This is a genomic window from Streptomyces chumphonensis (assembly GCF_014779715.1).
GTDB lineage: Bacteria > Actinomycetota > Actinomycetes > Streptomycetales > Streptomycetaceae > Streptomyces > Streptomyces chumphonensis.
Window position 1 is genome coordinate 1 of sequence record NZ_JACXYU010000020.1, and the last position, 20,466, is coordinate 20,466.

17 protein-coding genes are annotated in these 20,466 nt (G+C 69.7%); 3 read left to right on the forward strand and 14 right to left on the reverse strand.

The features are described from left to right. Positions 1-244: 244 nt before the first annotated feature. The 3 genes from IF129_RS24730 to thyX all read right to left on the reverse strand — a co-directional run bounded on the left by IF129_RS24730 (position 245) and on the right by thyX (position 3,785). Positions 245-1,930: a ribonuclease J gene (locus IF129_RS24730; protein WP_191212056.1), complete on the reverse strand. Its 1,686-nt coding sequence runs from the start codon at positions 1,928-1,930 to the stop codon at positions 245-247. A gap of 105 nt (positions 1,931-2,035) precedes the next feature. Next, the gene (dapA, locus tag IF129_RS24735; RefSeq protein ID WP_191212057.1) at positions 2,036-2,935 is read right to left on the reverse strand and encodes a 4-hydroxy-tetrahydrodipicolinate synthase; all 900 of its coding nucleotides are present in this window, start codon (positions 2,933-2,935) and stop codon (positions 2,036-2,038) included. A 157-nt stretch (positions 2,936-3,092) separates the two neighbouring features. Continuing rightward, a complete protein-coding gene (gene thyX / locus IF129_RS24740; protein WP_224755549.1) occupies positions 3,093-3,785 on the reverse strand; it encodes an FAD-dependent thymidylate synthase in 693 nt (230 codons plus the stop codon). Positions 3,786-4,025: 240 nt separating this feature from the next. Between thyX and IF129_RS24745 the strand changes: the two genes are divergently transcribed. Continuing rightward, complete coding sequence (locus IF129_RS24745; RefSeq protein ID WP_191212059.1) at positions 4,026-4,265, forward strand: hypothetical protein; 240 nt, start codon at positions 4,026-4,028, stop codon at positions 4,263-4,265. Positions 4,266-4,417: 152 nt separating this feature from the next. Next, complete coding sequence (locus tag IF129_RS24750) at positions 4,418-4,984, forward strand: PH domain-containing protein (protein ID WP_191212060.1); 567 nt, start codon at positions 4,418-4,420, stop codon at positions 4,982-4,984. On the opposite strand, the gene IF129_RS24755 is transcribed toward IF129_RS24750, so the two are convergent. The 6 genes from IF129_RS24755 to eccD all read right to left on the reverse strand — a co-directional run bounded on the left by IF129_RS24755 (position 4,972) and on the right by eccD (position 12,167). Then, a complete protein-coding gene (locus tag IF129_RS24755) occupies positions 4,972-5,469 on the reverse strand; it encodes a hypothetical protein (protein ID WP_191212061.1) in 498 nt (165 codons plus the stop codon). The two genes, IF129_RS24750 and IF129_RS24755, sit on opposite strands and share 13 nt — an antisense overlap. Positions 5,470-5,481: 12 nt before the next feature. Then, the gene (gene dapB / locus IF129_RS24760) at positions 5,482-6,237 is read right to left on the reverse strand and encodes a 4-hydroxy-tetrahydrodipicolinate reductase (protein ID WP_191212062.1); all 756 of its coding nucleotides are present in this window, start codon (positions 6,235-6,237) and stop codon (positions 5,482-5,484) included. Positions 6,238-6,295: 58 nt separating this feature from the next. Continuing rightward, complete coding sequence (locus tag IF129_RS24765) at positions 6,296-7,675, reverse strand: M16 family metallopeptidase (protein ID WP_191212063.1); 1,380 nt, start codon at positions 7,673-7,675, stop codon at positions 6,296-6,298. Continuing rightward, positions 7,672-9,909 carry a polyribonucleotide nucleotidyltransferase gene (locus IF129_RS24770; RefSeq protein ID WP_191212064.1) on the reverse strand — a complete coding sequence of 746 codons (2,238 nt, stop codon included), beginning with the start codon at positions 9,907-9,909 and terminating at the stop codon, positions 7,672-7,674. The genes IF129_RS24765 and IF129_RS24770 overlap by 4 nt, the downstream gene beginning before the upstream one ends. 273 nt (positions 9,910-10,182) lie before the next feature. Then, positions 10,183-10,476, reverse strand: coding sequence for a 30S ribosomal protein S15 (rpsO, locus tag IF129_RS24775; protein ID WP_318153930.1), 294 nt, complete (start codon positions 10,474-10,476; stop codon positions 10,183-10,185). Positions 10,477-10,691: 215 nt separating this feature from the next. Continuing rightward, a complete protein-coding gene (eccD, locus tag IF129_RS24780) occupies positions 10,692-12,167 on the reverse strand; it encodes a type VII secretion integral membrane protein EccD (protein ID WP_191212066.1) in 1,476 nt (491 codons plus the stop codon). A gap of 163 nt (positions 12,168-12,330) precedes the next feature. Between eccD and eccCa the strand changes: the two genes are divergently transcribed. Further along, entirely contained in the window at positions 12,331-16,305 is a 3,975-nt protein-coding gene (eccCa, locus tag IF129_RS24785) for a type VII secretion protein EccCa (protein WP_191212067.1), read from the forward strand. A 159-nt stretch (positions 16,306-16,464) separates the two neighbouring features. Here eccCa and IF129_RS24790 read toward each other — a convergent pair whose 3' ends face one another. The 5 genes from IF129_RS24790 to IF129_RS24810 form a co-directional block, all read right to left on the reverse strand. Beyond that, the gene (locus IF129_RS24790) at positions 16,465-16,752 is read right to left on the reverse strand and encodes a WXG100 family type VII secretion target (protein WP_191212068.1); all 288 of its coding nucleotides are present in this window, start codon (positions 16,750-16,752) and stop codon (positions 16,465-16,467) included. A gap of 15 nt (positions 16,753-16,767) precedes the next feature. Then, positions 16,768-17,133, reverse strand: coding sequence for a WXG100 family type VII secretion target (locus IF129_RS24795; protein WP_191212069.1), 366 nt, complete (start codon positions 17,131-17,133; stop codon positions 16,768-16,770). A gap of 63 nt (positions 17,134-17,196) precedes the next feature. Beyond that, positions 17,197-18,324, reverse strand: coding sequence for a S8 family serine peptidase (locus tag IF129_RS24800; RefSeq protein ID WP_191212119.1), 1,128 nt, complete (start codon positions 18,322-18,324; stop codon positions 17,197-17,199). 110 nt (positions 18,325-18,434) lie between these two features. Beyond that, positions 18,435-19,928: a hypothetical protein gene (locus tag IF129_RS24805; protein WP_191212070.1), complete on the reverse strand. Its 1,494-nt coding sequence runs from the start codon at positions 19,926-19,928 to the stop codon at positions 18,435-18,437. A gap of 18 nt (positions 19,929-19,946) precedes the next feature. After that, the gene (locus tag IF129_RS24810) at positions 19,947-20,387 is read right to left on the reverse strand and encodes a hypothetical protein (protein WP_191212071.1); all 441 of its coding nucleotides are present in this window, start codon (positions 20,385-20,387) and stop codon (positions 19,947-19,949) included. Positions 20,388-20,466 lie beyond the last annotated feature (79 nt).

A 20,466-nucleotide genomic window follows, 5' to 3' on the forward strand; every position in this document is an offset into this window, starting at 1 on the left:
TTTACCAGATGTTTTCCGGCCTGTTTTCCCGACCGGTTTCCATCTCGAAGGAGTTGGATTCCCTTTGCCTTTCGGCGGACCCGACCGTAGCAGATCTGCCAGGCCGGGAGTTCCACCCACTGGAGTTCTGCCCTGATGCCGAACGGCATCCGCTTCCCTCTGAGGTGGAGCCGTAAACGTACTGGAGCGGGGCGCCCGGACGCAAATCCAGGGCGCCCCCTCCGAACCGTTGACTGACGGGACGTCAGACCTCCACGACGACCGGGAGGATCATCGGCCGACGCCGGTAGGTGTCGGACACCCACTTGCCGGCGGTGCGCCGCACCAGCTGCTGAAGCTGGTGCACCTCGGCGACACCGTCCTGAGCGGCCTTGGCGAGGGCCTCGTCGAGGCGTGGCGTCAGCGCGCCGAAGTTCGCGTCGTCGATCCCCGATCCCCTGGCCTGGATGTGCGGGCCTCCGGTGATCTTGCCGGTGGTGCTGTCCACCACGACGAAGATCGAGATGAAGCCCTCGTCGCCGAGGATGCGCCGATCCTTGAGCGCGGCCTCCGTGACGTCACCGACGGACAGGCCGTCGACGTAGACGTAACCCGCCTGCACCTTGCCGACGATGTTCGCCTTGCCCTTGTGGAGGTCGACGACGACGCCGTCCTCCGCGATGACGCAGCGCTCGTGGGGGACGCCCGTCTGGGCGCCCAGTTCCGCGTTGGCGCGCAGATGCCGCCACTCGCCGTGGACCGGCATGAGGTTGCGCGGCTGGCAGATGTTGTAGAAGTACAGCAGCTCGCCCGCCGAGGAGTGTCCGGAGACGTGCACCTTGGCGTTGCCCTTGTGCACCACGTTGGCCCCCCATCGGGTGAGCCCGTTGATCACGCGGTAGACGGCGTTCTCGTTGCCCGGGATGAGCGACGAGGCCAGGATGACGGTGTCGCCCTGGACGATACGGATCTGGTGATCGCGGTTGGCCATGCGGGACAGCGCGGCCATCGGCTCGCCCTGGGAGCCCGTGCAGACCAGGACGACCTCGCTCTCGGGCAGGTCGTCGAGGGTCTTGACGTCCACGACCAGCCCCGCCGGGACCTTCAGGTAGCCGAGGTCACGGGCGATGCCCATGTTGCGCACCATCGACCGCCCCACGAACGCCACCCGGCGGCCGTGCTCGTGTGCGGCGTCGAGGATCTGCTGGATGCGGTGTACGTGGCTGGCGAAGCTCGCCACGATGATGCGCCGTCTGGCCCGCCCGAAGACCTGGTGCAGGACCTGCGAGATGTCGCGCTCCGGCGGGACGAACCCCGGGACCTCCGCGTTGGTCGAGTCGGAGAGGAGGAGGTCGATGCCCTCTTCCCCGAGCCGGGCGAAGGCGCGGAGGTCCGTGAGGCGGCCGTCCAGCGGAAGCTGGTCCATCTTGAAGTCGCCGGTGTGCACGGCCAGGCCGGCCGGGGTGCGGATGGCGACGGCCAGGGCGTCGGGGATCGAGTGGTTGACGGAGATGAACTCGCAGTCGAAGGGGCCGATCCGCTCCCGTTCGCCTTCCCGCACCTCCAGTGTGTACGGGCGGATGCGGTGCTCCTGGAGCTTCGCCTCGATCAGCGCGAGGGTCAGCTTGGAGCCGATCAGCGGAATGTCGGGCTTCTCCCGGAGGAGGAAGGGGACGCCGCCGATGTGGTCCTCGTGGCCGTGCGTGAGGACGATGCCGTCGATGTCGTCGAGACGGTTCCGGATGGAGCTGAAGTCCGGCAGGATCAGGTCGATGCCGGGCTGTTCCTCCTCCGGGAAGAGGACGCCGCAGTCGACGATCAGCAGACGGCCGCCGTACTCGAACACGGTCATGTTGCGGCCGATCTCGCCGAGTCCGCCGAGCGGGGTGACGCGCAGGCCGCCCTTCGGCAGCGGCGGCGGGGGGCCGAGCTCTGGATGTGGATGGCTCAAGAAAGTCTCCTCACCACACGCGCCACGCACCCGACGGGGCACGTGGCGCGCGCGTTGGTCGTGCGGTTCAGTTGTGTCGCTCTGTGCTGGTCAAGTAGGTGGTGTCTACAGCTGTACCCCGCCGGCGGCCAGATCCCGCCTGAGCTGCGCGACCTCTTCGTCCGTCAGCTCCACCAGCGGCAGGCGCAGCGGCCCGGCGGGCAGGCCCTGGCGGGCGAGGGCGGCCTTGGTCGTGATGACGCCCTGGTTGCGGAACATGCCGGTGAAGACGGGCAGCAGCTTCTGGTGGATCTCGGTCGCCTTGGCGACGTCGCCGCTCGTGTAGGCGTCGAGCATCGCGCGGAGTTCGGGTGAGACGACGTGCCCGACGACGGAGACGAAGCCGACCGCGCCCACGGACAGGAGCGGCAGGTTCAGCATGTCGTCGCCGGAGTACCAGGCCAGACCGGAGGCGGCGATGGCCCAGCTGGCGCGGCCCAGGTCCCCCTTGGCGTCCTTGTTGGCGACGATGCGCGGGTGCTCCGCCAGCCGGACGATCGTCTCGGTGTTGATCGGCACGCCCGAGCGGCCGGGGATGTCGTAGAGCATCACGGGGAGCCCGGTGGCGTCCGCGATGGCCGCGAAGTGACGGTACAGGCCCTCCTGCGGAGGCTTGCTGTAGTACGGCGTGACGGCCAGCAGCCCGTGGGCCCCGGCCTGCTCCGCGGCGCGGGCCAGCTCCAGGCTGTGGGCCGTGTTGTTCGTGCTGGCTCCGGCCACGACGTGGGCGCGGTCTCCGACGGCCGCCACGACCGCCCGCACGAGCTGGGCTTTCTCCGCATCGCTGGTCGTGGGCGACTCACCGGTGGTGCCGTTGACGACGATGCCGTCGTTGCCGGCGTCCACCAGGTGGGCGGCCAGGCGCTGGGCGCCGTCCAGGTCGAGCGCGCCGTCCGCGGTGAACGGCGTGACCATGGCGGTGAGGACCCGCCCGAAGGGCGTCTGCGGTGTGGAGGTCGGAGCCATGGGGTCCACGCTACTCGCAGGTGCGGGTCCGATGCTCCCTCGGGGCGGGGACATGGGGAGCCCGGCACTGCCTGCTCGGGGGTTCAAGCAGTGCCGGGTCCGTGCTGCCAGCGTAGAGGAAGCCCATGAAGTGCCGCAATCCGGACACAACGGACCGTTAGGGTGCGACGCGCCCGTTGGCGTCGAAGGCCGCGTGCGTCAGCGGCATCAGACGCGCCCACTCGGCCTCCATCAGCTCGGCGACCATCTCGATCTCCCGCTGCGGGAAGGAGGGCACTTTCGCCAGCTCGTGCCGGGTGCGCAGCCCGAGGAAGTGCATGAGTGAGCGGGCGTTGCAGGTGGCGTACATGGACGAGTACAGGCCGACCGGCAGCGTCGCCCGGGCGACCTCCCGCGCCACGCCGGAGTCCAGCATCTCGCGGTAGGCCGCGTACGACCGTTCGTAGGCATCACTCATCGTCCGCTCCACCAGCTCCAGCTGCTCGGGCGTGCCCTGGACGAACTCGTACTTGCCGGGGCGGCCCCGCTGGACGAGCTTCCGCTCGGCGTCCGGAACGTAGAAGACCGGCTCCAGCTCGCGGTAGCGCCCACTCTCCTCGTTGTAGCTCCAGCCGACGCGGTGGCGGTGGAACTCGCGGAAGACGAAGAGGGGGGCGCTGACGAAGAACGTCATCGAGTTGTGCTCGAAGGGGCTCCCGTGCCGGTCCCGCATCAGGTAGTTGATCAGGCCCTTCGAGCGCTCCGGGTCCTTGTCGAGCTCGTCCAGCGACTGCTCGCCGGCGGTGGAGACCCTGGCCGCCCACAGCACGTCGGTGTCGGCGGCGCTGTGTTTGACCAGCTCGACGGTCATGTCGCTGCGGAAGCGGGGTTCGTCGGTCACCAAGGGTCCTTCCGGGTACGGGGGGCCGGGCGGCGACCAGCCTACGGCCCGGTTCGGACGGTGTTTGCGGCGACCACCCCCGGGCAAGCAACCTCAGACCGGGCCCGATCGTCCACATGTTTGAGGAAGTCACCCATAATCGGGCACGTGGGCGAGTCACCGGACGTTCAGCCCGTAGCAGCCGATCACTTCCAGAAGGAGCGCCTCGCCATGTTCCGTCGCGGAGAGCCCGTGCCGTTCGCCTTCGTCTCCGAGGCCGACGGGTTCCGCTCCAACGTGACGCCGCCGCCCCGGGAGCGGGCGAGCGCCGGTGAGGTGGCGGGCCGGGTGCTGCTGACACTGGTGGCCGTCGGAGGGATCATAGGCTCGCTCCTCCTGGCCGCTCCCGCCCTGGACGTGCGGCTGGAGGAGCCTCACGGGCAGCAGCAGGAGGCCACGGAGAACCGCTGAGCCGAGCTCCTGGCCGCGACGCCTGCGACGCCGGGCGCGCCGGGTCGTGCGCCCTGGGGTGACCGGTCGCACGCGTTCCGGATAATCTCACCCGTCACAGGGCGGGCGCCCCGCCCTGTCGCACTGACCCGGATCGCGAGCGAGGACCCGTCGTGCCCCTGACCTTCCTGTCGGCCGACCATCAGCTGAGTGCTTCCGCGGAGATCTCCGAGGAACCGCTTCCCTACGCCGACCGGGGGCGCTGGCGCCGCCCCTACCGGCCGGGGCCGTGGCGCGTGGGCGGAGCGGCCCTGCTGCTCCTGCTCGCCGCCTACCTGCTGATCTCCGCCCTCGTCATCACGCTCGCCGGCACGCTCTCGGGCGCCGCCGCGTGTCTGGTCGGGGCGGCGCTCCTGCTCACCGTCGCGCTGCGGACGCTGCGGATCGGCATCTGGGTGAGCGCACACGGCCTGCGTCAGGTGACGCTGGTCCGCACCGTGACGCTCGCCTGGTCGCAGGTCGCGGCCGTCCGCACGGTTCAGCAGCCGGTGCGCTGGCTCGGGCTGCCGCGCACGGTGCAGGGGCAGGCACTCCTCGTCGAGCGACGTTCCGGGGACCCGCTGCGGGTGCTCGTCACCGACCGCAGCGCCGACTTCCTCAGCAAGCCCGAGGCGTTCGAGCGGGCGGCGGACGTGCTGGAGGGCTGGGCGGCCGACCACCGGCGCGGTCAGGGCGCCTGAGGCTCCCCCGCGCCGCCCACGTCGGCGGACGGCACGGGCCCGGACCGCTCCGCACGCCGCAGGGCGATCGCGTGCCGCATGGCCTTGCGGGCCCGGGGCGTGTCCCGGGCGTCGTGGTAGGCGACGGCGAGCCGGAACCAGCTCCGCCAGTCCTCCGGTCGCGCCTCGGTCTCCGCCTGCCGTCGGGCGAAGGCCGCGTCCGCCGAGTCGCGGTCGATGCGGCCGCCGGGGGTGCGGGCGAGGTCGTCCTCGGGCAGGCCGCCCTCGGCCTCCAGCTGCCGCGCGAGCTGTCCGGCCGACAGCGCGAAGCGCGTGTTGTGCCACAGGAACCAGGCACCGATGAGCGGCAGGACGAGCACGGCGGCGCCGAAGGCGACGGTGACCAGCGTGCCCTGCTGGATGAGCAGCACGCCCCGGCTGCCGACCAGCACGAAGTACACGACGAGGACGGCCGCCAGGACGAAGTACGTGATCTTGGCCCGCATGGGTGGGCCCTCCTAGTCGTCCAGGTCGAGGAAGTGCTCCAGGCCGAAGGTCAGACCGGGAGCGGTGGGCACGCGCCGGACGCCGAGCAGGACACCGGGCATGAACGACGAGCGGTGCAGCGAGTCGTGGCGGATGGTGAGCATCTCGCCCTCTCCGCCGAGCAGGACCTCCTGGTGGGCGACGAGGCCGCGCAGCCGGACGGCGTGCACGGGGACGCCGTCGACGTCGGCGCCGCGCGCACCGTCCAGCGCCGTGCTGGTGGCGTCGGGCTGCGGCGGGCAGCCGGCCTCGCGCCGGGCCTCGGCGATGAGCTGCGCGGTGCGGACGGCCGTGCCGCTGGGGGCGTCGGCCTTGCCGGGGTGGTGCAGTTCGACGACCTCGACGGAGTCGAAGAAGCGCGCCGCCTGACGGGCGAAGCGCATGGTCAGCACGGCGCCGATGCCGAAGTTCGGGGCGATGAGGACACCCGTGCCCGGAGCGTCGGCCAGCCAGCCCCGCAGGGCGTCCAGCCGCTCGTCCGTCCAGCCGGTGGTGCCCACGACCGCGTGGATGCCGTTGCGGACGCAGAACTCGACGTTCCCCATGACGGCGTCGGGGTGGGTGAGGTCGACGGCGACCTGCGCGCCGGCCCCGGTCAACGTCTCCAGGGCCTCGTCGCGGTCGACGGCGGCGACCAGCTCCAGGTCCTCGGCGGCCTCGACGGCCTGGACGGCCTCGGCGCCCATCCGGCCCTTGGCGCCGATCACGGCCACGCGGAGCTTGCTCATGGTTCGGTGCTTCCTTCGGGTTCGGGGCGGTACGGGCGACGGCGTCCGCAAAGATACGTCAGGCCACGGCGGTGTCGAGACGTGCGGTCTGCTTCTCGGTGAGCGGGCCGATGACGGCCAGGGACGGACGGTGGCCGAGCACGTCGGCGGCGACGGCGCGCACGTCGTCGGGGGTGACGGCGGAGATGCGGGCCAGCATGTCGTCGACGGAGAGCTGCTCGCCCCAGCACAGCTCGCTCTTGCCGATGCGGTGCATCAGGGCTCCGGTGTCCTCCAGGCCGAGGACGGTGGAGCCGGCGAGCTGGCCGACGGTGCGCCGCAGCTCCTCCTCCGGCAGCCCGTTCTCCGCGACGTCGGCGAGTTCCTCCCGGCAGATCCGCAGGACGTCGTGGACCTGCCCCGGACGGCAGCCGGCGTAGACGCCGAAGAGTCCGCAGTCGGCGTAGCCGGAACTGTGGGAGTACACCGCGTAGGCGAGCCCGCGCTTCTCGCGGATCTCCTGGAAGAGTCGGCTGCTCATGCCGCCGCCCAGCGCGGCGTTGAGGACGCCGAGCGCCCAGCGGCGCTCGTCCGTGCGGGCGACGCCGGGCATGCCGAGGACGAGGTGGGCCTGCTCGGTGCGGCGGCGGACGACGTCGAGCCGGCCCGCGGTCGTCACGCGGCGGGTGCCCGTCCGCGCGGGCAGCGGTTCGGCGTCGGCGCGGGTGAGGGCGCCCGCCCGCTCGAACGCGTCGTGGACCTGACGGACCACCGCGTCGTGGTCCAGGTTCCCCGCGGCGGCCACGACGAGGCGGGTCGGGTCGTAGTGCCTGCGGTAGAAGCGGGCGACCTGGTCGCGGGTGAGGCCCTCGACCGTCTCCACGGTCCCGAGGACCGGGCGTCCGAGCGGCGTGTCACCGAAGAGGGTCTGGGCGAACAGGTCGTGGACGCAGTCCCCCGGGTCGTCCTCGGTCATGGCGATCTCCTCGAGGATGACGCCGCGCTCGGCGTCCAGGTCCTCGGGGCGGATCAGGGATCCGGTGAGCATGTCGCAGACGACGTCGACGGCCAGCGGCAGGTCGTCGTCGAGCACCCGTGCGTAGTAGCAGGTGAACTCCTTGGCGGTGAAGGCGTTCATCTCACCGCCGACGGCGTCGAGCTCCGCGGAGATCTCCAGGGCGCTGCGCCGCTTGGTGCCCTTGAAGAGCAGGTGCTCCAGGTAGTGCGTGGCGCCGTTCAGCGCGGGCGTCTCGTCCCGGGAGCCGACCCGCGCCCAGATGCCGAACGTGGCCGAGCGGACGGTCGGCAGCGTCTCGGTGACGACGCGCAGGCCGCCGGGGAGCACGGTGCGCCGGACCGTGCCGGCACCGTTCCCGCCGCTCAGGAGCGTCGTGGTACGGGCGACGGCCCGCCCCTCCACACGGGAGGGGCGGGCCGTCGCACGGTGCGTACGCGTCACTGGGCGTCCGCGGCGGCGTCGGCCTTCTCGCCGTCGTCACCCTTCGCGCCCTCCTCGTCCTCCAGGACGGGGATGAGGGAGAGCTTGCCGCGCTGGTCGATCTCGGCGATCTCGACCTGGACCTTCTGGCCCACGCCGAGGACGTCCTCGACGTTCTCCACGCGCTTGCCGCCGGCCAGCTTGCGGATCTGCGAGATGTGCAGCAGTCCGTCCTTGCCGGGGAGGAGCGAGACGAACGCGCCGAACGTCGTCGTCTTCACGACCGTGCCCAGGTAGCGCTCCCCGACCTCGGGCATCGTCGGGTTGGCGATGCCGTTGATCGTGGTGCGGGCGGCCTCGGCGGCCGGACCGTCGGCGGCACCGATGTAGATGGTGCCGTCGTCCTCGATCGTGATGTCGGCGCCGGTGTCCTCCTGGATCTGGTTGATCATCTTGCCCTTCGGGCCGATGACCTCACCGATCTTGTCCACGGGGATCTTCACGGTGATGATCCGCGGGGCGTTCGGGGACATCTCGTCCGGCACGTCGATGGCCTCGCCCATGACGTCCAGGATGTGCAGGCGCGCGTCACGGGCCTGCTTCAGCGCGGCGGCCAGCACCGAGGCGGGGATGCCGTCGAGCTTGGTGTCGAGCTGGAGCGCGGTGACGAACTCCCGCGTGCCGGCGACCTTGAAGTCCATGTCGCCGAAGGCGTCCTCGGCGCCGAGGATGTCGGTCAGGGTGACGTAGTGCGTCTCGCCCTCGATCTCCTGCGAGATCAGACCCATGGCGATGCCGGCGACGGGCGCCTTGAGCGGCACACCGGCGTTCAGCATCGACATGGTGGAGGCGCACACCGAGCCCATGGACGTGGAGCCGTTGGAGCCCAGCGCCTCGGAGACCTGACGGATCGCGTAGGGGAACTCCTCGCGCGTCGGCAGGACCGGCACCAGCGCCCGCTCGGCGAGCGCGCCGTGGCCGATCTCACGGCGCTTGGGCGAGCCGACGCGGCCCGTCTCACCGGTGGAGTAGGGCGGGAAGTTGTAGTTGTGCATGTAGCGCTTGCGGGTCACCGGGGAGAGGGTGTCCAGCTGCTGCTCCATGCGCAGCATGTTGAGCGTGGTGACGCCGAGGATCTGCGTCTCGCCGCGCTCGAAGAGGGCCGAGCCGTGGACCCGCGGAATGGCCTCGACCTCGGCGGCCAGCGTGCGGATCTCGGTGACCCCGCGGCCGTCGATGCGCTTCTTCTCCTTGATGACGCGCTCGCGGACCAGCTCCTTGGTCAGGGACCGGTAGGCGGCGGAGATCTCCTTCTCCCGGCCCTCGAACTGCGGGAGCAGCTTCTCCGCGGCGACCGCCTTGACACGGTCGAGCTCCGCCTCGCGCTCCTGCTTCCCGGCGATGGTCAGCGCCCGGGTCAGCTCGTCGCGGACGGCGGCGTTCAGCGCGTCCAGGACGTCGTCCTGGAAGTCCAGGAAGACCGGGAACTCGCCGGTGGGCTTCGCGGCCTTGTCGGCGAGGTCCGACTGGGCCTTGCACAGGGTCTTGATGAAGGGCTTCGCGGCGTCCAGACCGGCGGCGACGACCTCCTCGGTCGGCGCGCCGGCGCCACCGCGGACGAGCTCGACGGTCTTCTCCGTGGCCTCGGCCTCGACCATCATGATCGCGACGTCGCCGTCGGGCAGGACCCGGCCGGCCACGACCATGTCGAAGACGGCGTCCTCCAGCTCGGTGTGCGTCGGGAAGGCGACCCACTGGCCCTTGATGAGGGCGACGCGGGTGGCACCGATCGGGCCGGAGAACGGCAGGCCGGCCAGCTGCGTGGAGCAGGAGGCGGCGTTGATGGCGACCACGTCGTAGAGGTGGTCGGGGTTGAGGGCCATGACCGTCTCGACGATCTGGATCTCGTTGCGCAGGCCCTTCTTGAACGACGGCCGCAGCGGGCGGTCGATCAGGCGGCAGGTGAGGATGGCGTCCTCCGAGGGACGACCCTCCCGCCGGAAGAAGGAGCCGGGGATCTTGCCCGCGGCGTACATGCGCTCCTCGACGTCCACCGTCAGGGGGAAGAAGTCGAGCTGCTCCTTCGGGTGCTTCCCCGCGGTGGTGGCCGACAGCACCATGGTGTCGTCGTCCAGGTAGGCCACGGCGGAACCGGCGGCCTGGCGGGCGAGGCGGCCCGTCTCGAAGCGGATGGTGCGGGTGCCGAAGGCGCCGTTGTCGATGACGGCCTCGGCGTAGTGGGTCTCGTTCTCCACCAGGAATGTCTCCTCGTACGTTCGTCCACCGCGCGTGTCGCGGCGGACTGCGGCAGGTGGAGCGCTCCCTGTGCGGGCCGGTCTTCGATCGAAGCTCCCGGACGGTCTGCGTCCGTCGTCCGGGGGCCACTACCGAGGACCGGCGTCGTGCGGGCGCGCCCCGCCTCATGCTGTTGTGTCGTTCCCTGGGGACAGCCTACAAAGATCGGCCGCCGCGCGGGGTACGACGAAGGGAGCGGCCCCCGGTCAGGGAACCGCTCCCTCCCTCATGGATCAGCGCGCGCCGCCCGCCGCGCCACGGCGGATGCCGAGGCGGTCGACCAGGGCACGGAAACGCTGGATGTCCTTCTTGGCCAGGTACTGCAGCAGCCGACGGCGCTGGCCGACCAGGAGGAGCAGACCACGACGCGAGTGGTGGTCGTGCTTGTGGGTCTTCAGGTGCTCGGTGAGGTCCTTGATGCGCTGCGTGAGCAGGGCCACCTGGACCTCGGGGGAGCCGGTGTCGCCCTCCTTGGTGGCGTACTCGGACATGATCTGCTTCTTCGTCGCGGCGTCGAGAGAGGACACACGCACTCCTTGTGATGTCATCCTGCGGATGCAGGGCCGCCGAGTGCCCCTGGTCCACTGCACAGGGGAGCTTCCGGAACTCGGGAGGCTTCGTGGGGCGCGCCGGGCGCCGTCCTCGGATCCGTGATCCGGAGGGCAGCGCACACAAACGGCCGCCCGTAGCTTACACCCTCCGTGACGCCCGCCCGTCCGGGGCCGGCGCGTCACCGCCCGGGTCAGCTCGTCATGGAGCGGGCGGCCTCGTAGACGTCCAGCACGGCGAGGCACAGGGGGGTGAGGGAGAGCAGGACGAGGGCGTCGAAGAGGTCGAGGGACCGGCCCCAGAAGGGGGTGAGCCCGGTCCTCGGCACGACCAGCCCGATCCCCGTCACGAGCGCCGCCCCCGCGGCGAGCGCCGCCGCGAGCCACAGCGTCCGCACGCCGCCCCCGTCCTGGGCGAGCGGCGAGTTCAGCGCGAGAGCGAGAACCAGCAGCGTGACGGCGACCAGCCCGGCCGTCAGCGCGCAGGCGATCTGCGACGTGTAGCGGAACAGGCGGGCGCGGAGCAGCAGCGCCACCCCGGAGACGAGTGCGAGGACCTGGGCCCACACGTCGTCCGAGAAGCCGAGGGTCGCCGCGGCACCGGCGACGACGAGGGCGCAGCCTCCGACGAGCCCGAGCAGCATCTCGTGGCCTCGGCGCACCTGGCCGGCGACGCGCTCCGGATCGACCGGCCCGGGGTCGGCGGGCGCGAACGGGTCCTCCCCCGTCACCGCCGTCGCCTCCTGGCTGGGACGCGGCGGGGCGTACCCGATGGGCAGCCGTGCGAAGCGGGCCGACAGGCCGGGGAGAAAGGCCATGATCCCGATGGCGAAGGGTGCGCAGACGGCGGCGCCCCTCAGGGCGTCCGCGTCGAAGAGGATCATGCCGAAGACGGCGAGGGTGCCGACCGCTCCCGCGAAGGCCGTGGCGACGAAGGGGGCGTCGCCCCCCGGCATGACGGCGATCAGCAGGGTCGACGCGAGGAGCACGGCCACGCAGCCGAGCAGGAACTGCAGTCTGCCGATGCCGTGGCCCTCCATCAGCGGCAGCACACCGGAGCCGGCGACCATGGCGTGCGGCAGGGCGGCCAGACCCAGGGCCCGCCCCGCGGCGCGGTCGTCGTACACCCGGGCCCGGACACCCGCCAGGGCCAGCAGCAGCACGGCCGTGACGGCCGCGACGACACCGGCGGGGCCGTGCATGTCGTGCCCCGCCGGGTCCGCGAACCAGACGACGCCCGCCATCAGCGTCAGCAGGACGACGCCGCCGACGAGCCCGGCCAGGCGCATGAGCCGGTCGTTCCAGAGCGTGCGGTCACGGCTGACGGCCGAGGCGACGGCGTCGGACACGTCGTCGAAGACGGCGGGCGGCAGCGACTCCGCGAACGGACGCAGGCTCAGTACCTCCCCGTCGAGGACGCGTTGGGCGAGCAGGGAGCGGGAGCTGTCCAGCACCGCCCCGTCCCGACGGACCAGGTTGTACCCGACCGGCGCTCCCGGTGTCGGGGTCTGCGCGCTCAGCCTCAGGATCTCGGGGTAGAGGTCCGCGAGCGCCAGGTCCTCGGGGAGTGCCACGTCGATGCGGCTGTCCGGCCCGACGATCGTCACCCGGCAGAACCCCGTCGCGGAGGCGGTCGGCGCAGGGGCCGACGCGCTCGCTGCCGTACTCATCTCTCGGCCCCCTCATCCCAGTTGCCCACGCGGCGTGCGACACCCTATCCGGACTCCGCGGGCGGCCCGGCGAGTAGGATCGGCCAGCGCGGAGGGAGACCGCTGCCACGGGGGCGACGGGTCACAGACCGGCCTCCGTTCGTCATGAGGGACTGATGCGTTCGTGAGCCAGATCGTCGTCAAGCGCCCCCCACGGGCACTGCCGCCCGAAGTGCCCGGCGACGACGTGCGTCTCGAACCTCCACCGGAGCTGCCGCGCGGGCCTCAGGAAGGTGTCCTCATGCAGGTGGTGCCCATGCTCGGCATGGGCGGCTCGGTGGTCTTCTTCTTCATGTCGCCGATGCCCTTCATGCGGATCATGGGCGCGGTGATGGCGGTCTCGACGGTCGCGATGGTCGTGTTCACCATCATCCGCTTCCGCCGGGGCACCCAGGGGCAGATGGCGCAGCTTCGCCGTGACTACCTCAAGTACCTGGCCCAGACCCGGCGTACGGTCCGGCGGAACGCCGCTCGGCAGCGGGACGCGCAGCACTACCTCCATCCGGCGCCGGACCAGCTGTGGGCGCTCGTCGCCGAGGGCAGTCGGCTCTGGGAGCGCCGGGCCGGGGACGCGGACTTCGGGCAGGTCCGCGTCGGGCTCGGGACGCAGCAGCTCGCCTCTCAGCTCGTCGCCCCCGAGACGGCGCCGGTCGACGAACTGGAGCCGTTGACGGCCGGCGCGATGCAGCGGTTCATCACCACGCACAGCACCGTCGACGGCCTGCCCATGGCGATCTCCCTGCGCGCCTTCTACCACCTGACCGTCTCCGGCCACTCCGACTCCGTGCACGGCTCCGTACGGGCGCTCGTCGCCCAGATGGCCGCCCTGCACTCGCCGGACGATCTTCTGGTCGCCGTCGCGGCCGGTGGCCCGGACGCCGCCGAGCGGTGGGAGTGGTCCAAGTGGCTCCCGCACCTCCAGCTCCCGGGATCGACCGACGGCGCCGGCACACGTCGCATGATCAGCGAGAACCTGATCGAGCTGGAGGAGATGCTCGGCCCCCGGCTGGAGAACCGGGCACGCTTCCACCCCCAGGGCCGGCCCGTGCCGGACCAACCGCACGTCGTCCTCGTACTGGACGGCTCGACGGTGCCGCCCACGTCGGTGTTCGCATCCGCCGAAGGGCTTCAGGGGGTGACGGTCGTCGAGGTGGTGGCGGGTGAGCTGAGAGAGCCGCGCGGAGGGCTGTCCGTCGTCGTCCGCCCACGCGAGCTGCGCATGGAGTCGGCGAACGGCCTCGTCTACGAGGGCGAGCCGGACATCCTGGCGACGGAGCCGGCCGAGGCCCTGGCCCGCCAGCTCGCCCCGCTGTCGGCGTCCTCGGGCGGGGAGGACGAGGAGCCGCTGCTGGCGAACCTCGAGTTCACCGACCTGCTCGCCCTCGGCGACGCCACGTCGGTCGACGTCTCCCGCACCTGGCGGCCCCGCTCCCACGGAGACCGGCTCCGCGTGCCGATCGGCGTCGGCGAGGACGGCCGGCCCGTCATGCTCGACATCAAGGAGGCGGCGCAGGACGGCATGGGCCCGCACGGGTTGTGCGTCGGCGCGACCGGCTCCGGCAAGTCGGAGCTGCTGCGGACACTGGTCCTGGGACTCGCCGTCACCCACTCCTCCGAGACGCTGAACTTCGTTCTCGCGGACTTCAAGGGCGGCGCGACGTTCGCCGGCATGTCGAACATGCCGCACGTCGCCGCTGTGATCACCAACCTCGCCGACGACCTCACACTGGTCGACCGCATGGGCGACTCGATCCGCGGGGAACTCAACCGCCGCCAGGAGATGCTGCGCGACGCGGGCAACTACGCCAACATCCACGACTACGAGAAGGCCCGGGCGGCCGGCGCTCCACTGGACCCGATCGCGTCGCTGGTGATCGTGATCGACGAGTTCAGTGAACTCCTCACCGCAAAACCCGACTTCATCGACATGTTCATCCAGATCGGCCGCATCGGCCGCTCGCTGGGCGTGCACCTGCTGCTGGCCTCGCAGCGGCTGGAGGAGGGGCGGTTGCGCGGCCTGGAGACGTACCTGTCCTACCGCATCGGTCTGCGCACCTTCTCGGCCGCCGAGTCCCGCACCGCGATCGGCGTTCCCGACGCCTACCACCTCCCGTCCGTCCCCGGCTCCGGCTACCTGAAGTTCGGTACCGACGAGATGACGCGGTTCAAGGCGGCCTACGTCTCCGGGGTCTACCGGGCGACCGGTTCGCGCCCGGTGGACCCCGGAAGAGGGCCGGCCGTCGACCGACGCCCGGTCCCGTTCACCGCCGCACCGGTGCCCCTCCGGTACGCGGCCCCGGACCCTCAGGCGCAGCCGTCCGAAGCCGTGGCGCGGACGGAGGACGACGCACTGGCCGACACGGTGCTCGACGTCATCGTCCGGCGCCTCGACGGCCAGGGGCCGTCGGCCCACCAGGTGTGGCTGCCGCCGCTGGACGAGGCCGCACCGCTCGACGAACTGCTCCCGGGGCTGACCCCGGTGGAGGGGCGCGGGCTCACCGTCCCCGAGCAACCGCGTCCCGGAGGACTCGTCGTCCCGCTCGGGCTCGTCGACAAGCCGTTCGAGCAACGCCGCGAGGTGCTCTACGGCGACTTCTCCGGCGCGGCGGGCAACATGCTCATCATCGGCGGCCCCCAGTCGGGCAAGTCGACACTGCTGCGCACGATCATCTCCTCCTTCGCCCTGACCCACACTCCGAGCGAAGTGCAGTTCTACGGACTCGACTTCGGTGGTGGCGGGATGTCGGCGGTGTCGGGCCTCCCCCACGTCGGAGGCGTCGCCTCACGGCTGGACCCCGAACGCGTCCGGCGAACGGTCTCCGAGGTGGCCGGCGTCCTCGCCCGCCGCGAGGAGTACTTCCGCGCGCGTTCCGTGGACTCCGTCGGCACCTACCGGCGCCGTCGGGCCCGAGGCGAGATCACCGACCAGCCCTTCGGCGACGTGTTCCTCGTGATCGACGGCTGGGCGAGCTTCAAGCAGGAGTACGACCTGCTGACCGACGTCGTCACGGACATCGCCGGACGGGGCCTGGGCTACGGCATCCACGTCATCGCCACGTCGTCGCGCAGCATGGAGATGCGACCGGCGCTGAAGGATCAGCTCATGAACCGCCTGGAACTGCGCCTGGGCGACACGATGGACTCGGAGTTCGACCGCAAGGTCGCCGCCAACGTGCCCCCCGGCGTTCCAGGACGCGGCCAGACCCCGCAGAAACTGCACTTCATGGCGGCGCTGCCGCGCATCGACGGAAGCAGCGACGCGGAGACGCTCTCCGAAGGCACCGAGGCCCTGGTCACCCGGGTGCGGGACGCCTGGCCGGGCGACCCCGCACCCGCCGTGCGGCTGCTGCCCCGCGACATCCCCGCCCGGCGGCTTCCCAAGGGGAACGAGCACCCGGAGCGCGGCGTCGCGTTCGCCCTCGACGAGACCAACCTCGAACCGGTGTACGTGGACTTCGACACCGACCCGTTCTTCCTCATCTTCGGGGAGAGCGAATCCGGCAAGACGGCGCTCATCCGGCTGCTGGCGAAGCAGATCACCGAGCGGTACACCCCCGACGAGGCCAGGATCGTCGTCGCCGACTACCGGCGCGGGCTGCTGAACAGCGTCCCCGACTCCCACCTCATCGTGTACGCGGCCATGTCCAACGGTCTGGAGACGCACGTGGCCGCGCTGCGGGACCTGATGGAGAAGCGCATCCCCCCGGACGACGTCACGCCCCAGCAGCTGCGGGACCGGAGCTGGTGGTCGGGGCCGCGCATCTTCATCGTCGTCGACGACTGGGAGCTGGTCGCCAACTCCACCGGCAACCCGTTCGCCGCACTCACCGAGCACCTGCCGTTCGCCCGGGACATCGGCGTCCGCTTCATCATCGCCCGCAACGCGTCCGGCGCCTCCCGGTCCTTCTACGAAGCCTTCATGCAGCGTGTCAAGGAACTCGGCGCCCAGGGAGTCGTCCTGTCCGGAGACCCGATGGAGGGCGACATCCTCGGCAGCGTCCGCGCCCGGGCCATGCCGCCCGGACGCGGCGTCTTCGCCTCCCGCAAACGCGGTGCGCCGCTCGTCCAGGTCGGCTGGCTGCCGAACAACGAGACCTGACGACGGGAGGGGCGTCACGCCCGGAGTGCTGCGCGACGCGCGCTCGGCCTGCGGCTACGCAGGGCAGGGCAGCGGCACCCGGTCCGGCGCCGGCCGGGTAGACGTGAGGGGGCGGGCCTTCCGGAAGGCCCGCCCCCTCACACCCCTACGCACGCTGACTCAGAAGTCGAACTGCAGTGAAGCCCTCTTGTCAGTCCCCTGATAGCCGGCCGTGGAGTTGTCGAGCGCGGTGGCGATGGCGTCGAGCGTCTCCTTGAGACCCTGGACCTCCTGATCCCAGCCCCGCTGCTTGGCGTGGAAGGCCTCCTTGGCCTCACCGTCCCAACCGGCGACGACGTTCGCCACCCGACCCTGCAGGGTCGTGAGCTGAGTACCGATCTCGCCCGCCGCCTTCCGGATGTCGCTGGCGGCCGCGGTGACCGTCCCGTACGTGACCTCGATGGTCATCGTTCCCCCTCTTCGTTACTTGACGGTCGGCGAAGCGTCGATGAAGTCGCTGATCGGGCTCTGACCCTGGATCTTCTTGAAGTTCTCCATCTGCTCCAACTCGTTCGCGGTGAAGCCGTCCTTGCTCATCTGGAGGGCCTCCTCCATGAAGCGGAGCTTGTCGTACAGCTTGCGCGCGTACTCGTTCGCCTGACGCTGGAGATGGTTGTAGGCCCCGGCAGCCGACCCCTTCCACCCCGTCTCGATGGTGTCCACCGCCGCGTTCAGCGCGGAGATGCGACCCTGCAGCGTGCCCTGCATCTCCTCGACGTCCTTGATCAGCCCCGCGAGGTCTCCGTCCTCCGACCTGAAACCGGTGCCCGGGCTACTTCCCTCGGCCATATGCTCCTCCTCCAGAGCGCGTGGTTGCATGAGCGTTGATTCGAAACGACAGATGCCGGCGGACTACCTGCGACGCAGCACCAGGAACCCGATCACTCCCGCCGCGAGCAGGACCACCGCAACCCCCGAGCCGACCAGCAACCCAGTGGGTGGACCGTCTTCGCCTTGATCAGCGACCTTCACCCGTTCGGATGGCGACTCGTCGCCGTCGGACGACCCGCCCTCCGGCTGCGCCGAGGGTGACGGGGACTCCTCCTGCTTGAGAAGCGGGTGCTGGTCCGGATCCCCCGGGTCGCCCTCCCCGTCAAGAAGCACCTTCCGAGGCCGGACGGTTCCGTATCCGAGCTTAGTGGTGTAATCACTGCCGTCAGCGGCCTTACTGGCCGTCTCCATCATCACGCGGAGAACTTGATTTGCAGTCCAGTCCGGGTGCCTCGACCAAATCAGGGCCGCCGAACCAGAGGCAATTGCCGTCGCATTACTAGTCCCATTACCAGTACAGTAGCGGGTAAAGTTGGCGTCACACCAATTCGGAATGTCCGACCCCGGGGCCGTTAGATCCGTGTGACCGTGCTGAGAATACTGGGCAACTCTGTTTTGCTGAGTCACAGCCCCCACCCCAACGACGTCCGCATAGGAAGCTGGAAACTCTGGATTATTATCCTTGTCCCCGTTATTTCCAGTGCTTGCAAAAATCAGTTTACCCTTATCGACTGCGTACTCGATTGCCGAATCCAGGGCGCGCGTGGGAGCCGCACTGATTGACATACTGATGATGCGCGCATCGCTATCTGCTGCCACTCGCACAGCGTCAGCGACAGGATCCTCGTCACTGTTGCTCCACTCGATCTCTTCTCCCAGAGTTATACTCACACGAAGTGGCAGGATATTCGCTGAAGGGGCCAATCCCCTAATGCCAGCGCCGCTATCAGCTCCAGCGATCAACTCAGCCATCGATGTTCCATGACCGGTGTAATCTTTCGTGGCACCGCCAGGGCGGTCAGTGAAATCCACGCCAGGCAGCAGTCGGCCCTCGAGCGCCCCGGTAGAAGTGACGCCGGAATCGATAACTGCTACAGTAATTCCCTCACCTCGGCTAATTTGCCACATTTCCTCAGCCTTCATAGGGCCGAGGTACCACTGACGCTCGCTTATGTCGCCAGCAACTGCCGCAGGCGCTAGCCAAGCCATCGACCCGATAAAGAGAATCGAAGCGACCAACAGATGAAGACAACGCGGGAATCCCACCGACAAGATGCCACCCTTCACCGATTCTCCGCAGTTAAAATTTCTCGCTTGACTCAATCAACCACTGGGGGGACGATTCCTCGCCGCGACTTCCACGTTTCCTCGTCTTCGGTTAGATAGTTCGACTGGCCGCAGTCCCTTGTAATCTCACGCTTTTCAGCTGCCCCCGAGACCGGCCGATTGACCAAACCCATGCCTCCAGACGTGAAGGACCCGCTACGCTGAGCTTGGTTGGCTACACGGGGAGCATCAGAACCACCACCAAGGCTCTGGCGGCGCTTCGCACTATCCGATTCCGCACTTCTGGCAGGCCCAGCCCCACCAGGCTGTCCGACCATGGGCGATCGCCCCATTGATCCACGTTCAGTTCCAGCCACCGTGCCTTGAGGGATGGATGTGGGAGCGGCAGAAGCCGGACGGTACGGCATCCCTCCTAGCACCGGATCTGTTCGCCCGGTTCTAGAAGGCAAGTTCGCATGTCGTGCAGGACCCGCAGGAGGAGTGCTACCTACCGACGGCCCCGGAGGGCGCCCGGCCGAAGCTGGCGTTCCATCGTGGCGTCGTGAGCTGCCACTTGAACCGCCTCCAGTCGAGAAGCTTCGGGTTCGTTGCTCCGGGGCCCGCTGGGGTGCGATCGCAGGTGGTACAAGAGGCAGGCCGTTCGGCACAGATTGCAGGCCACCGGCCGTCAGGTTAGGAGTAGCGACGAACCTCTCGACAGGCGCCGTGGGCATGGGACTCGCGTTGTTGATTTCCGTCACGACGGGCTGCGTCCAACTGGGAGTTTCAGTGGGCCCCTCCCATGAAGGCATCGCCACACTGGGTTCCTTGCTACTGGAACCCCCACGAAGGACCTGCTCCGTTGCGGCTTCCGGCGACAGAGCTGCACCGCCGTTCTCCAATCCACCTCTGCCTGACGAATCTGCCTTCGGCACGCCGACGTCGGGGGGTGGGGCGAAGGTGGGCTCTTCCTGGGCGGCCATGGTGTCGCGGGACACCGTGTAGAAGGAGCTGAGCCGGTTCATCTGGGTGATGGCTTCCTGGCGGTTCTTCTCCCTCGGGTCCTCCGCCGCGTTCGCCTTCTCGATGTCCATGGGCAGGTACGGGCCCCGCTCGCGCGGGGGCATCCCACTCTTGACCGACGCCAGACCGATGGAGGCAGCGCGCATCTGGACACCTGCCTGACCGGTGTACGTGGCCAGCTTGAGGGTGTTCTTCCCCAGGTTGTCCGCCCAGGTGCGGAAGGCGTCCCCCGACTCACCCTCCCAGTCGACGTTGGCCGCGTACTTCTTGATGTCCTCGCCGACGCCCTCGATCGCGTCCGACGCGCTGGCCAGGGCGTCCGCAGCGGCCTCCAGATCGCCGGGCCTCGCACTCTCGATCATGTCGAGCATGGCGTTCAGCTGGTAACCCTCGAAGTCCGTCCGCCCGAGTGAGGCGTTGACCCCCGCCCACGTGAAGGCGGCGCGCTGCCGCCGGTTCGTGTCGGTCAGGGACACCTGCAGATTCGCCTGCGTCTCGTCGAACGAGAACTCGTCGTCACTCATCGGTTCCTGCCCCCACTGCTACAGACCCTGGTTCACGTCGGAGGTGGGCTTGTCGCCGCCTTCCTTGACGGTCTGATCCTCCTCGTACCGCAGCTTCGCCCGGTCACGAATTTCCCAGAAGCGACGCTTCAGGTCTTCTTCCAGGTTGTCGAAGCCGATGTCGGCGCCGAGGACGGCGATGCCCATCGCGTCGATCTGGTCGGTGAACGTCTGCGACAGGGCCGTCAGATGCTCGTGAATCCGCTCGTACTCATAGGAAAGGTCCTCGGCCTCGCTGAAGCCCGTGCCGTAGGACGCCTTGGGTACCACGGCGTTGGCGCTGATGCTGGTCCTGGACGCGGCGGACTTCTCAAGGTTCTCGATGATGCCGTCGACGCGCTTCTTGAAGTCCTTCAACGACTCCGCGGCGCGTCTGAAGTCGCTCGGAGTCCCCCCGCCGCCCTGATGGGCGTCAACCATGGCAAGCCCCCCCTGGCCAACCCCGTTCACGTGTAGTGGTCACTCTATCTCTTTGCGCAGTCGGTTCCAACTGCAAGGC